Source organism: Pseudoalteromonas sp. SaAl2, from assembly GCF_052947895.1.
In genome coordinates, this window is record NZ_CM129605.1 from 641532 (window position 1) to 656341 (window position 14810).

The window sequence follows — 14810 nt, forward strand, 5'->3', positions numbered from 1 at the left end:
CGGCTTATTTGTTTTTAAAGCGGCGGTATTAAGGAAAATTAATAAAGCCGACAAACTCACCATTTTGGGAAAAGAGGAATCGAGATGTCAAATATCGTAAAAGTGATTGGTCGCGAAATTATGGATTCGCGTGGTAACCCTACAGTTGAAGCTGATGTACATTTAGCTGACGGTTCTTGGGGTCGCGCTGCTGCACCATCTGGTGCATCAACAGGTACTCGCGAAGCACTAGAATTACGTGATGGTGATAAAGCACGTTATTTAGGTAAAGGTGTTTTAACTGCAGTTGGTTATATTAATAACGAAATTAATAGCGCATTAGAAGGCCAAAACGCTTTAGAGCAAAGCACTGTTGACCAAGTAATGCTAGATTTAGATGGTACTGAAAATAAAGAAAAACTAGGTGCCAATGCAATCTTAGCTGTTTCACTTGCAACTGCAAAAGCTGCTGCACAATCGAAAAAAGTAGAGTTATATGAGCATATTGCTGATCTAAACGGTACACCAGGTGTTTACTCTATGCCATTACCAATGATGAACATCATCAATGGTGGTGAGCATGCTGATAACTCAGTTGATATTCAAGAATTCATGATTCAACCTGTTGGCGCTGCTAACTTCCGTGAAGCACTACGCATGGGTGCTGAAGTATTCCACAGCCTTGCAAAAGTACTTAAAGCCGACGGTCATTCTACAGCGGTAGGTGATGAAGGTGGTTTTGCTCCAAACCTTGAGTCTAACGAAGCTGCACTTGCTGCAATTAAAGTAGCTGTTGCTAATGCAGGTTACGAGCTTGGTAAAGATATCACTTTAGCGCTAGATTGTGCTGCCTCTGAGTTTTATGACAAAGAAGCAAATATCTACGACCTTAAAGGTGAAGGTAAAAAGTTCACGTCTGAAGAGTTTAATTTATTCTTACAACAACTTACTGAGCAATACCCAATTGTATCTATCGAAGATGGTCTTGATGAGTCTGACTGGGATGGCTTCGCACATCAAACAAAACTAATGGGCGATAAAGTTCAGTTAGTGGGTGATGACTTGTTCGTTACAAATACTAAGATTTTAAAACGCGGTATCGACAACGGCATTGCTAACTCTATCTTAATTAAATTTAACCAGATTGGCTCACTAACTGAAACGTTAGCAGCAATCAAAATGGCAAAAGATGCAGGTTTTACAGCTGTTATCTCTCACCGCTCTGGTGAAACAGAAGACGCAACAATTGCAGATCTAGCTGTTGGTACTGCTGCAGGTCAAATCAAAACAGGTTCATTAAGCCGTTCTGATCGTGTTGCTAAGTACAACCAACTTCTTCGTATTGAAGAGGCGCTAGGTGCTAAAGCACCATTTAATGGTCTAAAAGAAGTTAAAGGTCAGTAATTCTTTAGCATCTGATAAAACGTTTAAAAATCCTCGCTTAGGCGGGGATTTTTTGTTAAATCTTAATTTTCGTAACATAAAGCCCACCAATATAAATTATTCTGAGGCCCGTAGGAAACGGTTTTAGCCGTGATTGCTAACCCGAGTCGCATTATTTAAAGGTATTTTAAAGCTGAAACTGTTGTTTTAAAATCTCCCCAGTAAAGTTGGTCTTTAAATAAAACCCGCGGGGGAGGGTTTTGATGAGCTTACCATTTGGTCCGATAGCATCGGTGACGATTCTACTATTTGCTGCTTTTGGCCGTATTTGCATTACATCACCCAAATGACCTGAGATCTCATCAATGCGCCCAAGGGCAATTAATTCCATTTGCTCTTCCCAATCCCGTTGTAATTGCGCATCTTGTTCAGCGCTTGGCTGCCATAAAAAGCCACTGCCAATGGTTCGTTCAAAGGGAATTACATCGCGTTCACCTAAAATAGGCAGCCATAAAACATGATTTAGTTTGTTACGCACATGACTGTGTTGCCATGTCATGCCTGTTACATTTAGCAAAGGCGTAACTGATACGAACGTGGTTTCAAGTGGTTTGCCTTTATAGGAGATTGGCAGTGTTTTTAGCTCAACGCCTAGTTCTTCAAAATCAGGTGTGGGTTTTGAGCCCGCAGTAGCCCCTAATACATACTCAATTAACTGCCCAGCCCAGCCTTTTTTACGTAGTAGATCGTCAGGTGTTTTAAATTGATACTGCTGAGCTAGCTGCCCCAATGTCATGCCTGCTATGTTGCTCACACGTTGCATTAATTCATTGATTGACTTTGGTTTATTAACTCGCATTGCACTTTATTCTATTGTATAAATTCATTCATCATGATAGCAAAAGCGTGTAAGCGTGGATATCCTTGTCTTTGCTTGTTTTTTGTCCGCTATTTTAAAGTCAACGTTAGGGCAATGCTTAACTGCGTTTGTTTTTTTGTAACTTAATGATTTTAATGTTTTTTTGTGTTCTCGCAATTGCAACTCGAGGTTGAGAATAAATTGTTTGCGGGGATAAATACAGATATATGAACAACGTTATCCACAGATTCTGTGGAAAAGGCGTTTTAGATGATCGCTTATTGTGGATTTGTTTGCAAAATAACCGCTATAAACTAAAGTTATGCACAAGCTGTGAGTAAAGTGAGTAAAACCCTTGTAGTATTACTTATAATTATAGTAACTGGTTGTTATAACTCATGAGTGATTAAATATTGCACTGAATTGGCAGGCAAATTTGTTAGTGAACCTTGGTAGATTATAATAGTGTTTGCCGTAACGCGGCTAATGTGGAACAATCGTTAAAAATCGACTTACAAATGAGGCACTAAGGTGATTGATGCCGAAGGTTTTCGTGCCAATGTCGGAATTGTAATTTGCAATAATCAGGGACAAGTTTTTTGGGCTAGGCGTTATGGTCAACATTCTTGGCAGTTTCCGCAAGGGGGTGTCGACAGTGGTGAAACGCCAGAGCAAACAATGTACCGTGAATTACACGAAGAAGTCGGCTTGCGCCCGGAAGATGTAGAAATTGTCGCGAGTTCAAAACATTGGTTACGTTATAAATTACCCAAACGATTAATCCGCCGCGACTCGAGTCCGGTGTGTATTGGGCAAAAGCAAAAATGGTTTTTACTGAAACTTCGTTGTAAAGACGAAGATGTAGACTTACTGAAAACGCACCATCCAGAGTTTGATGATTGGCGTTGGGTGAGTTATTGGTATCCTGTACGTCAGGTGGTGTCATTTAAACGCGATGTATATCGACGTGTTATGAAAGAGTTTGCACCGTTCGCAATGCCGTTTAATAAGCGTGAGCAGTCAAAAGATTCATGGCGACATAAAGGTAGATAAGGACAGCTATGCTAGCAACACTCAGAGCTATTGCAGAATCCGTATCGCAGCAGGCGAATTTGGACAGTGCTTTAGCATGCTTTGTTAAAATGGTGAAAGAGGCCATGCAAACCGAGTGTTGCTCTATTTACTTTGCCGACTACAGCCAAGATGACTTTGTTTTGATGGCAACCCAAGGTTTAAACCCGGCTGCTGTAGGTAAATTTAGAATTGGCTTTACTGAAGGTCTTGTTGGTTTAGTTGCGCAACGTGAAGAGCCAATCAATATCGCATTTGCTAAATCGCATCCGCGTTTTAAACTCTCCCCCGAGGTAAATGAAGAAGGCTATAACGCTTTTTTATCAGTACCAGTGGTTCATCAAAAGAAAGTTTTAGGCGTTATTGTTGTACAACAAAAAATTGCCCGGGTATTTAGTCAAGACGAAGAGTCTTTTTTAATTACTCTCTCAGCTCAGTTGGCCTCACAACTGGCTCATGCTGAAATCAAAGAAGTTTTGCGCCAAGATGAGTCGTCTCACCAAACTTCGGTCTTAAAAGGGGTTTCAAGCGCTCCTGGCATTGCAATCGGTCACGCTTACGTGGTTATTCCTAAGCTTGATTTTAAGTCAATAGAGCTTAAAAAAGACGATAACACAGTGTTACAACAGCGCTTATTTAGCCAAGCTGTTTCTGCTACGCGCAAAGAATTTAATACTCTATCAATGACCCTCAGTGATTCTATTCCTAAAGAAGCACTCGCTGTGTTCGATGTATACCAGCAATTGTTAGATGCGAAAAGTTTAGGGCAAAATGTAGAGGCGCAGCTACAGCAAGGTTGGTGTGCAAAAAGTGCGTTAAAAATTGTGATTGAAAAGCTAATCGCACAATTTAATGCCATGCAAGACCCATACATTAAAGAGCGTGCTGTCGATGTGAAAGACATTGGTTTACGGGTATTACATCACTTAGTAAATACTGAGCACGCAGCAAAGAGTTATCCTCAAGATACAATATTAATAGCCAATACTTTAACTCCTGCTATGTTAGCAGAGGTACCCAAAGGGCACCTCGCGGGTGTGGTGAGTGTTAATGGTGCCGCTAATAGTCATGCGTCTATTTTAACGCGAGCAATGGGAATTCCGGCAATTTGGGGTATCGAAGACGTCCCTTTATTACAATTAGATGCTAAATTAATGATTCTAGACGCCTATGCTGGGCGTTTGTATATTTCACCCTCTCAAATACTGCAGGACGAATATCGTCAATTACAATATCAAGAAACACTACTAAACGATAAATTCATCGCAGAAGAAGAGTGTGAAGCCGTTACCTTAGATGGCAAACAAATCACCTTACTTTTAAATGCAGGTTTAGATTTGAATACTGAAACAGCCAATACTAAGGTCTGTGATGGCGTTGGTTTGTATCGTACTGAAGCGTGGTTTATGCAAAAGGGTAAATTCCCTTCACAAGCAGAACAAGAGGACTGGTATCGTCAAGTACTTACAAGTTACCACCCTGAACCGGTAGTCATGCGTACGTTAGATATTGGTGGTGATAAGGTATTAGATTACTTTGATATAAGCGAAGAAAACCCATTTTTAGGTTGGCGAGGTATTCGTGTCACACTTGATCATCCCGAGCTATTTTTAGATCAATTAAAGGCTATGGTTAAAGCAAATATTGGCTTAGGTAATTTAAAAATAATGCTCCCTATGATCAGTGGCACAGAAGAGGTTGATGATTCTTTGGCATTGTTAGAGCAAGCTTATTTTGAGCTAGAAGAACAATATCCAGATCAAGTGATCGATCGACCTGAAGTAGGTGTGATGCTTGAGGTACCTTCAAGTGTTTTTATGATGCCTGAATGGTCGAAAAAAGTAGATTTTTGTTCTGTAGGTAGTAACGATTTAACCCAATATCTATTAGCAGTAGATCGCTCAAATGCCCGCGTTGCAGATTTATTTAACCCTTATCACCCTGGCGTATTGCGAGTGTTACAAAAAGTAGCGCATGAGTGTGAACAATATAATTTATCTTTAAGCTTGTGTGGTGAGCTTGGGGGCGACCCTGAAGGCGCTATACTATTGATTGCTATGGGTTATCGTCGTTTAAGTATGAATAACTCTTCATTGAGCAAGGTAAAATGGGTGCTCAGGCGTTTAAAAGTCACTGATATGGAAGCGCTACTTACAGAATGTTTAGCACAATCAACGGCTAAACAAGTACTGCGCTTAACCCGAAACTTTATGATTGAGCATGATCTTGGCGAATTATTTTATACACCAAACCATAGTTAGCTAGGGCTGCAATTTTAGCTGTGAACATACTTTATAATACATTAGTATATGCATATAACATTTTATTTATAAGAGTGTGCTATGCATGATTTAGTTTTACTGATCGCCAGCTGTGCAGTACTAGGGAAGCATAGTAGGTTTTTTAGCAGGGTTACTTGGTATTGGCGGTGGCTTGATCATAGTGCCTGTATTAAGTGTATTGCTAGTAAAATTTGAAGTTGCCTCCGCAGATCATGTACTTGTGGTTGCCATTGCTACATCGCTAGCCTCTATATTGTTTACCTCTACTTCTTCAGTGCTCGCTCATCATAAAAATAATAATGTTCCTTGGGAAATTGCTCCTTGGGTCATGGGTGGTGTTGGTTTAGGTGCTCTGATAAGTGGTTTTGCCGCCAGTTATATTCCAGAGCAACTACTACGCGGTGTGTTTGCAACGAGTGTCGTATTTATTGCCGCTCGTATGGTGCTTTCAACACGTAAAGTGGAACAAAGTAATCATGCAATGCCCAGTGGTCCTATTATTGGTGCGTTCAGTGCAATAATGGGTGGGTTGTCAGGTTTGATAGGCATAGGTGGAGGCGCACTTATAGTGCCGCTGCTTAACCACTTTTCAGTGGATATTAAAAAAAGCGATTGGCTGTGCGGCTGCGTGCGGTATTGTTATCGCGCTATTTGGCTCTGTTGGTTATGTTTCAGCCGGCTGGCAAGTGACAGATTTATCACATGGCTTTGCGGGGTTTGTTTATTTACCCGCGTTATTAGGTATAGTAATCACTTCGTGGTTTATGGCACCTATTGGCGCAAAAGCGACTCATTATTTACCCGTTGCGACGATTAAAAAAGCGTTCGCAGTATTATTGGTTATCATCGCACTTCAAATGGTGTTTAGTTAAGGTTTAATTTTTATGGCTCTTGAGTTTCCACAAATCGACCCGATTATTTTTACGGTTGGCCCATTGAGCGTACGCTGGTACGGCTTAATGTATTTAATTGGTTTTGCTTTTGCCATGTGGTGGGCAAATCGTCAGGCACAAAAACCTAATTCAGGATGGACAAAAGAAGAAGTAAGCGATTTACTTTTTTACGGCATGCTCGGGGTTATATTAGGCGGTCGAATTGGTTATGTACTGTTTTATCAATTTAGCTATTTTTTAGAAAATCCACTGTACTTATTCAGAATCGATCAAGGCGGCATGTCGTTTCATGGTGGCACGCTGGGTGTGATCACCGCTATTTGCGTGTTTGCTTGGACACGCAAAAAGCAGTTGTTAGCCGTTGGCGACTTTGTTGCTCCATTAGTGCCGGTAGGCTTATTAGCAGGGCGTATTGGTAATTTTATTAATGGCGAGCTTTGGGGGCGCACAACAGATGTGCCTTGGGCTATGGTATTTCCAACCGGAGGGCCGCTTGCGCGCCATCCATCGCAACTTTATGAAGCGTTCTTTGAAGGCCTTGTTCTATTTATTATTCTTTACTTGTTTACTAAAAAGTCACGCCCGGCAGGCAGTGTAGGTGGATTATTCTTATTAGGGTATGGCGTGTTTCGCTTTGCCATTGAGTATTTCCGTGAACCTGATGCACATTTAGGTTTATTTGGTGGGTTTATTTCTATGGGGCAAATTTTATCGTTACCGATGATCATTGGCGGTCTTGGTTTGATATTATGGGCTTATAACAAGTCACAATCAGTGACTGCAAAAAAGGCCTAAGAAGAAAACCATGAAACAATATTTAGAATTATGTCAGCGTATAGTTGATGAAGGCATTTGGGTTGAAAATAAACGTACCGGAACACGTTGCTTAACCGTTATTAACGCTGAGCTAGAATACGATGTAGCGAATAACAAGTTCCCAATGATCACCACACGTAAAAGCTATTACAAAGCTGCCATTGCAGAACTTTTAGGTTATTTACGGGGCTACAGTAGTGCTGAACAGTTTCGTGAAATAGGCTGCATGACTTGGGATGCTAATGCCAATGAAAACCAAGCATGGCTTAATAATCCTAATCGTAAAGGTGAAGACGACATGGGCCGCGTTTATGGCGTGCAAGCGCGTGACTGGCAACGCCCAGATGGTACGCCTCTGGATCAATTGAAAAAAGTGATTGATAACCTTAAAGACGGTGTTGATGACAGAGGCGAGATAATCACCTTTTATAACCCAGGTGAGTTTGACTTAGGTTGCCTTCGCCCTTGTATGCACACTCATACATTCTCACTTTTGGGTGATACGCTTTATTTAACCTCGTATCAACGTAGCTGTGATGTACCACTCGGGTTGAACTTTAATCAAATTCAGTGTTTTGTTTTACTTGCCTTAGTTGCGCAAATAACTGGCCATAAAGCAGGTAAGGCCTATCATAAAATTGTAAACGCGCATATTTATGAGAATCAGCTAGAATTAATGCGTGATGTGCAATTAAAGCGTGAGCCGTTTGAGTCACCACAGTTACAGATCAACCCAAAAATAAAAACATTAGAAGACATAGAAACATGGGTAACCAGAGATGATTTTGAAGTGATTGGCTATCAATGCCATGATGCTATTAAATACCCATTTTCAGTATAATTAGGTAACTCTGATTGTGTTAAGCCAGTGGTCAAATTAGCCTGCTAAAATGACGTTGGTTTTAATCTGCCAGAACCATACCCACTTAAGGAGAGACGAATGAAAGCTGTTATCCCTGTTGCAGGCCTAGGAACCCGTATGTTGCCAGCAACAAAGGCTATACCAAAAGAAATGCTACCCGTTGTTGACCGTCCGCTAATTCAATATGTAGTTAGCGAAGCGATTGCTGCTGGCGTTAAAGAAATTGTTTTGGTTACGCACTCAAGTAAAAATTCAATTGAAAACCATTTTGATACCAGCTTTGAGTTAGAAGCCACGCTTGAAAAGCGTGTAAAGCGGCAATTATTGGCCGAAGTGCAAGCTATCTGCCCTAAAGATGTAACGATTATTCATGTACGTCAAGGTGAAGCAAAAGGTCTTGGTCATGCAATTAACTGTGCGGCACCGATTATTGGTGATGAACCTTTTGTGGTGATATTACCAGACGTGATCATTGATGATTATGAAAGTAATCTTGAAAAAGATAACCTTGCTGAGATGATCACTCACTTTGAGCAAACCGGTGAAAGCCAAATAATGGTTGAACCAGTACCAATGCAAGACGTAAACAAGTTTGGTGTAGTTGACTTAGGCGATGAAAAAATCACCCAAGGTCAAAACGCGCGTATTTTAAATATGGTTGAAAAGCCTCCTGTAAATAAAGCCCCGTCAAATCTTGCTGTTGTTGGCCGTTATGTTTTAAGTAAAAATATTTGGCCACTACTCGCTAAAACCCCCGCAGGCGCAGGCGATGAAATTCAATTAACTGACGCTATTGCTATGCTGATGGATAAAGAAGCTGTTGCTGCTTACGCGATTAAAGGCCGTAGCCATGATTGCGGTAGTAAATTGGGTTATTTAAAAGCGACAATCGAGTTTGCCCTTCGTCGTGATGAGTTTAAAGATGATTTAAGTAAATTTATTAAAGACTTAGTAAAATAAGTTCATTTATATAATGTTTTAAAAAAAGTGCCCAAGTGGCACTTTTTTTGCTTAAAATAAACTATATTGTTCTCTAAAAGCTAATTGAAAATGCAGATAAAACAGCGTGTTTTGCCAGCTCTAATCTTAGTAACAACCGCTTTAAGTGGCTGCGCTAATAACAATAATAACCAAATTGACAATAAATCTTCGCTTATTTCTGACTCTCAAGTTAAAGAATACGTTGAACAATGGCAGCAGCAACAAGATAGTATAAGCCGTTTGGCTGAAATGGAAGGCGACCTAAAGCTGTTAATTATGGCGCTATCGTCAAACTCTCAATTAGCGCAAACCCCAGTAGAGCTTCGCTCAGATAGCATTGATGTGGTGCATCAAACAAATAATATGGCTGTACAACCTCAAGGCAATACAATCCCAACAACGACTAATCAACCGCCTAATCTTTTAAACGACGCATTACCTGGCGCACAATTAGGGCTTTATTTAAAACCGCAACTGGTAAAATCGCAAATCGCTCGCCTTTATCGTGAATACCCTCAGGCATTTAGTCAATTAGGGTTTGTAATGACGGAGCGACAAAATAAAGGTGTCACTTTGTATGGTCTACGGGTAGGGCCTTTTGAAGACTATACGCAAGCTAATGCTTTTTGCTTAATAGCACAAAAAATGGGGCAAAAATGTTTAAGTGCCCCTTTTATTGGTCAGCCACTTTAAAATTTTTAGCCGACTTATCTTATTTTTCAGTAATTAAGCTTAAAGTAATTGTTCTAAGTGTCGATAATAACTAAGGTAGGGGCAACATAGGGTAATGTCCCATCTTTTATAAGGATTTAGTATGAAATTATCTTTTTCAATTCTTGCTGTAAGTATTTTAGCTGTGCCTTTTAGTGCTATATCTGCAACTGAGACCTTTCGAGCAGAAGTAACGGTACAGAATGCAGTTGTATTAACAAAAGATGCAGACCTGAACTTTGGTAAGGTACGTGCAGTTGCCGACCCCGCAGGTGTTGAGATTGCAGAGCTGATTGTAAGCGCTACTCCTGACGCAAGTCCTATTTCAGAGAGTAAAAAGAATACAGCTAATGCGTTGTTTGCGATTATTGAAGATGGTGAGCCAGCCTCTTTCACCGTATCAGACGCAGTACCAAGTGCGGTATTAACAATTGTTGACCCAACTAAAACAAATTTAGAATTTGAAAATGGGCAAGATACCGACCGCCCTGATTTTAGTATTGATGATTGGAATTATGTGATCACCAGTGGGGATAATAATAACGCTCCCTATACGCCTGGTACACCTAACCTACAAGTGGGGCAGGATGGAACCGTATCGTTTAATATTGGTGCAACATTAAAAACATCTAGCAAGGTAACCACTAAACCGTATGCTGATGGTGTGTATGCTGGTACTTTTCAAATCGAAGTTGCGTATTAATCATATTTAATGCGCCTACTTTCGTATGCAGTGGCTGTAAGTGCTTTAATTTACAGCCCTAATTATCTTGCTAAGAGTATAGAACAGCAGTCGCTTGACTTTGGTACTTTGGTTATACCAAGCAATACAAACACGAGCTCTGTGATCATCAAAGCTGACGGCGACATAAATACATTAGGTAATATTTATGTGCTTGAAAAGGGGCGCCCTGCTGAGCTATTACTGACTGATTTCCCAGCCAATACAAGCTTGACTATGAACTTGGTTAACACTGCAACAGTTCAGCACAATACACAAGGCAGCAGTAGTGCCGAGTTTGAAGTACGCCTAAATGGTTTATCTAATAAGTCAGTCACAACTGATGACTTTGGTGAAGCTAAAGTGTTTATTGGTGGCACTTTAATAACAAAGCCTAGCAGTAAAAGTTATTCTGATGGCGATTACTCCTCAACCACCAACTTAGAAATTTCGATTGACTACTAAGGACTGACATGTTCAATAAATTAACAGTGATGTGTGTGCTACTAACAGCATTTTTTAGCCAAATGGCCTTGGCAAACTTATTGATTTCACCTACCCGTGTTACTTTTGACGATCGTCAGCGCAGTGCTAAAGTCACGGTGATCAATAACTCTGATGAACAACGTACGTATCGTGTAGTTTGGAGTGAAAAACAAGCTTTACCAGCTGGCGGCTATAATAATTTAGCGCAAGTAACAGCAAACAGTTTATCGCCAATGACACGCCTTTCACCAAAACAAGTGACCTTAGCACCGGGTGAAAAACAAACCGTTAAAATTGCTATCCGAAAACCCAAAGGTTTGCAGGCAGGCGAATATCGTTCTCATTTATTGTTTCAAGCTTTGCCTAATGAGAATAAAGAGCAGAAGTCGGGAATACAGATAAATATGATTATGAGCTTTAGTATTCCCGTTGTTTATCGTGAGCAAGCAGAGCAGCCTAAGGTGACTATTACGCAGGCAAGTATTGTAAAAAGTGCTGATCAAGCCAAGCCAAAAATTCAAGTTCAATTGCAACGACATACTAACTTTAGTAGCTATGGCAAGCTCAGTGCTTATGTTAAAAATGCATCGGGTGGGCAAGAGAAAATTGCTGAAATTAGCAATTTAAGTATTTACCCTGAAGTTGATAAAGCTATAGCAACGCTCAGTTTATTTAAAGATAAACGGTTACCTGAAAATGGCGTTGTGCTAATCGATTACGAAGGGGCTGAGGAATATAAGGCGGTTGATTTTGCCTCTTACACTCTGGCTATAGGGGAATAGCTTTAAGCGATATTAAGTTATTAAAGTGACTCGTATATTGGCCATTGGCCTCATGCTGTTAAGCTCACACTGCTTTGCAAGCACTGTGCAGCCAAATGACGTGCTGCGCACGCTGAAAGCGATTCAAGCTAAATTAAATCAACCTCACTCGAAGGGCATTGCATTGCAGCCCGCTACAGTTGAACCTAGCCAGCCTGCTACGCACCGTATTGCGACAGGTGAATTTTTACTTTTTTCTTTATCTCTCAACGATATGTACCTTGGTGAAGTGTTTGCAATAAAAAGTGAGCAAGGAGTCCTGCTTGGCTTATCTGGGTTAGTCGAAATATTACAACTTGCTATAAATGTTGATACGGCAAGTGGCTCTGCAGCGGGGTGGTTTATTGAGCAAAGTAATTTATTTTCACTCAGTGCCACTAAACCAGCCAGACTCCTTGTAAATAATCAAGCGGTGGTACTTTCTTCACAACAACTATTGATTAGTGATGATATTTATATTGATGCAGCAGTTTTAGAGTCTGCTTTTATGGTTAAGGTCTCTCCTGATTATGCGAATTTAGCGCTCGAAGTAACCAGCGATGAGTTGTTTCCTGTTGTCGCTCAACAGCAAAGGAGAAACCAACAGTTTAGTTACCAACAGCACGGAAATAATCAACCTACCCAACCTTGGAAAGCCAGCCCTTATCAAGTGATTTCTGCCCCAGTGGCTGATTTACAACTTAATTACCGCCGAGATAATGACAGTAGCCGCACTAGTTATTCATTATTAGGTGCGCAAGATTTTGCATACCTTTCAGCAGAATACTTTTTAGCCGGTCGAGAGCAAGACCTATTAACAGACTCGCGACTAACATTCTCTAAACAAGCGCTAGATAGTAGTCTACTCGGTGCCTTTGCTGCAAGCGAAATACGGTTTGGTGATATCACAGCGACACAAGTCGGGAGTCGCTATAATAGTCAATACGGGCGTGGTGTTAAGTTTTCTAATTACCAGTTAGACCGCAATATAGATAATAATCGAATTAACCTCACCGGTGCTATTCAGCCGGGTTGGGATGTTGAGCTTTATCGCAATGGTTTGTTAATTGAGCAACAGTTAAGTCTCGCAGATGGTCGCTACCTATTTGATAATATTGATTTATTGTATGGTGAAAATAACTTTGAATTGATCTTTTACGGCCCGCAAGGGCAAGTTGAACGTAAAACAGAATATTATTTTATTGACGGCAACCAATTAGGCCAAGGTGAAGCGACATACGAAGTGTCAGTGTCAGAGCAAGGTAAACAATTACTAGGAAATGAAAGTAACTCACAACAAAGTGGCTGGTTGGCCGCGGGGCGTTACGAACGAGGCTTAACGGATAATATTGCTATTTATACCGGCGCTATGGCGCAAAAGCGTGAAGACGACGACTTTTATCAATTTGCCTTTGGCAGCAATATTAACCTGTTTGAAAGACTGTTGTTGAATCTAGACTATGAGCAAAACAATCAACAACAAAATGAATTTGAGCTCACCGCGAGAACGCAATTGGCAGAGCAATCACTCCTTTTTACTGTAAGTGATCGTTCGGATCAACAGCAAGATTTTCAAAGCTATCAATTCGATATGACAGGCGAATTGATGGAAAATAATTATGGCCGGCTTCATTATCAAAATAACTTTTTATTACAGCAATCAAGTTTAGGACGTGATTTACAGCAAGCTTATAACCGATTTAATTATAGCTATTCAGGATTTTCGGTAAACAATCTTTTGCAATGGCAAAAAGTAAATGAACATAGTCAAGTGTATGGCGCAACTCGTATACAAGGACGAATAGGTCGGGTATATAGTCGTTTTGGTGTTGATTATTTAATATCACCACAGAGTGATATTTTAAGTTACCAAGCCGAATTCAGCCGCAGTATTACGGCGAAATTGCAAGCTGAATTGACGCTTAGAAACACGTTAAATCAGAATATTCAATCTGCTGATCTAGGTTTGAATTGGCAAAATGATAACTTTAATTTAAGCAGCACTGTTAACTACGATAGTAATGATAATTGGCTTGTTAGCTTATATAGCCGCTTTAGCTTTGGGTTTGATGCACAAAATAACCGTACTTTTATGACAAATCGCAGTTTAACGAGTACTGGTAGCTTAATGGTTCGAGTTTTCTTAGATCAAAATAACAATGGCACCATGGACGAAGGTGAGCAGGGCGTTGCTGGTGTTAAGGTTAAAGGTTTACAAAACTACCGCCAAGCAATTACCGATGAACAAGGTATTGCGTTACTTACTTCAATGCCGGCCAATCGCACTACAGATATCGTGCTAGATAAAGACAGCTTTCCAGATCCCTTTTTAGTACCAGCTCATGAAGGGTTTTCAATTACTCCGCGGGCTGGGTTTATTGAATATATGGATTACCCAATTAATAACTCAAGTGAAGTGGAAGGTGTAGTGTATTTACATAAGGGAGAAACAAATGAAGTTAAGCCCTATGCTAAAATTGCATTACTCGACATACAAGGTAACAAAGTGGCGCAAACACAAGCTGCATACGACGGTTATTATCTTTTCACTGATTTAAGACCTGGCGAATACCAAGCTGTTATTGAAGATAATTACAAAGATAATAAAGGCTTAAAAGAAACGCAGAATATAACTGTTAATTTATCCCCACAGGGCGACGTTGTGATGGGGGTTGATTTTGTTTTAACTGAAAAAGTAAAGGCGTCAGGCTACATTGCTAACGCGGGTAGCTTTTCTTCATTAGCGTTTTTGAAAGCGTATTTTCAGCTAATAAAACAGCATTTAAAGCCTGAATCATTAAATGAAGCGTTCTATTTGCAAGAAAATGAGCGTTATGTATTAGCTATTGGCTATGCCGTAGATGCTTCTGCAAAGCTTGAAAGCACATGTAATAACCTAAAAAATAAAGGCTTAAATTGCACAGTTAAGGCCCAACAAATAACACATTAATAAAATAGGGAGCTTT

Annotated in this window: 12 protein-coding genes and 1 pseudogene; 12 read left to right on the forward strand and 1 reads right to left on the reverse strand. The window is 40.3% G+C overall.

Features of this window, described 5'->3' with window-relative positions; translation table 11 throughout:
* The first annotated feature begins 84 nt into the window (after positions 1-84).
* The gene (eno, locus tag ACU8V8_RS03035; protein WP_087533781.1) at positions 85-1383 is read left to right on the forward strand and encodes a phosphopyruvate hydratase; all 1299 of its coding nucleotides are present in this window, start codon (positions 85-87) and stop codon (positions 1381-1383) included.
* A gap of 166 nt (positions 1384-1549) precedes the next feature.
* Here the strand turns inward: eno and mutH are convergent, their stop codons facing one another.
* The gene (gene mutH, locus ACU8V8_RS03040; RefSeq protein WP_446888801.1) at positions 1550-2221 is read right to left on the reverse strand and encodes a DNA mismatch repair endonuclease MutH; all 672 of its coding nucleotides are present in this window, start codon (positions 2219-2221) and stop codon (positions 1550-1552) included.
* 531 nt (positions 2222-2752) lie between these two features.
* Here mutH and rppH point away from each other — a divergent pair.
* From rppH to ACU8V8_RS03095, 11 genes and pseudogenes are all read left to right on the forward strand, one after another.
* Complete coding sequence (gene rppH, locus ACU8V8_RS03045; RefSeq protein ID WP_256826601.1) at positions 2753-3274, forward strand: RNA pyrophosphohydrolase; 522 nt, start codon at positions 2753-2755, stop codon at positions 3272-3274.
* Between the two features lie 8 nt (positions 3275-3282).
* On the forward strand, positions 3283-5553 hold the full coding sequence (gene ptsP, locus ACU8V8_RS03050) for a phosphoenolpyruvate--protein phosphotransferase (RefSeq protein WP_446888802.1): 2271 nt from the start codon (positions 3283-3285) through the stop codon (positions 5551-5553).
* A gap of 81 nt (positions 5554-5634) precedes the next feature.
* Positions 5635-6446: pseudogene (locus tag ACU8V8_RS03055) on the forward strand (sulfite exporter TauE/SafE family protein).
* Between the two features lie 12 nt (positions 6447-6458).
* A complete protein-coding gene (lgt, locus tag ACU8V8_RS03060) occupies positions 6459-7262 on the forward strand; it encodes a prolipoprotein diacylglyceryl transferase (RefSeq protein ID WP_446888803.1) in 804 nt (267 codons plus the stop codon).
* A gap of 10 nt (positions 7263-7272) precedes the next feature.
* Positions 7273-8124, forward strand: a complete 852-nt coding sequence (locus ACU8V8_RS03065) for a thymidylate synthase (protein WP_446888804.1) — start codon at positions 7273-7275, stop codon at positions 8122-8124.
* Positions 8125-8223: 99 nt separating this feature from the next.
* Entirely contained in the window at positions 8224-9105 is an 882-nt protein-coding gene (gene galU, locus ACU8V8_RS03070) for a UTP--glucose-1-phosphate uridylyltransferase GalU (RefSeq protein ID WP_446888805.1), read from the forward strand.
* 90 nt (positions 9106-9195) lie between these two features.
* Positions 9196-9819, forward strand: a complete 624-nt coding sequence (locus tag ACU8V8_RS03075) for an SPOR domain-containing protein (RefSeq protein ID WP_446888806.1) — start codon at positions 9196-9198, stop codon at positions 9817-9819.
* 121 nt (positions 9820-9940) lie between these two features.
* Complete coding sequence (locus ACU8V8_RS03080; protein ID WP_446888807.1) at positions 9941-10540, forward strand: DUF4402 domain-containing protein; 600 nt, start codon at positions 9941-9943, stop codon at positions 10538-10540.
* A 9-nt stretch (positions 10541-10549) separates the two neighbouring features.
* Positions 10550-11023 (forward strand): DUF4402 domain-containing protein, encoded by a 474-nt coding sequence (locus ACU8V8_RS03085; protein WP_446888808.1) that lies wholly within the window; start codon positions 10550-10552, stop codon positions 11021-11023.
* Between the two features lie 8 nt (positions 11024-11031).
* The gene (locus tag ACU8V8_RS03090; RefSeq protein ID WP_446888809.1) at positions 11032-11826 is read left to right on the forward strand and encodes a fimbrial biogenesis chaperone; all 795 of its coding nucleotides are present in this window, start codon (positions 11032-11034) and stop codon (positions 11824-11826) included.
* Between the two features lie 25 nt (positions 11827-11851).
* Positions 11852-14794 (forward strand): MSCRAMM family protein, encoded by a 2943-nt coding sequence (locus ACU8V8_RS03095; RefSeq protein ID WP_446888810.1) that lies wholly within the window; start codon positions 11852-11854, stop codon positions 14792-14794.
* The last annotated feature ends 16 nt before the right edge of the window (positions 14795-14810 follow it).

Bases quoted from the DNA above. Each gene is read 5' to 3' on its own strand.
- ACU8V8_RS03080 (WP_446888807.1), top strand. From the start codon at position 9,941: ATGAAATTATCTTTTTCAATTCTTGCTGTAAGTATTTTAGCTGTGCCT.
- ACU8V8_RS03075 (WP_446888806.1), top strand. From the start codon at position 9,196: ATGCAGATAAAACAGCGTGTTTTGCCAGCTCTAATCTTAGTAACAACC.
- ACU8V8_RS03085 (WP_446888808.1), top strand. From the start codon at position 10,550: ATGCGCCTACTTTCGTATGCAGTGGCTGTAAGTGCTTTAATTTACAGC.
- eno (WP_087533781.1), top strand. From the start codon at position 85: ATGTCAAATATCGTAAAAGTGATTGGTCGCGAAATTATGGATTCGCGT.
- galU (WP_446888805.1), top strand. From the start codon at position 8,224: ATGAAAGCTGTTATCCCTGTTGCAGGCCTAGGAACCCGTATGTTGCCA.
- ACU8V8_RS03090 (WP_446888809.1), top strand. From the start codon at position 11,032: ATGTTCAATAAATTAACAGTGATGTGTGTGCTACTAACAGCATTTTTT.
- ACU8V8_RS03065 (WP_446888804.1), top strand. From the start codon at position 7,273: ATGAAACAATATTTAGAATTATGTCAGCGTATAGTTGATGAAGGCATT.
- lgt (WP_446888803.1), top strand. From the start codon at position 6,459: ATGGCTCTTGAGTTTCCACAAATCGACCCGATTATTTTTACGGTTGGC.
- ptsP (WP_446888802.1), top strand. From the start codon at position 3,283: ATGCTAGCAACACTCAGAGCTATTGCAGAATCCGTATCGCAGCAGGCG.
- mutH (WP_446888801.1), bottom strand. From the start codon at position 2,221: ATGCGAGTTAATAAACCAAAGTCAATCAATGAATTAATGCAACGTGTG.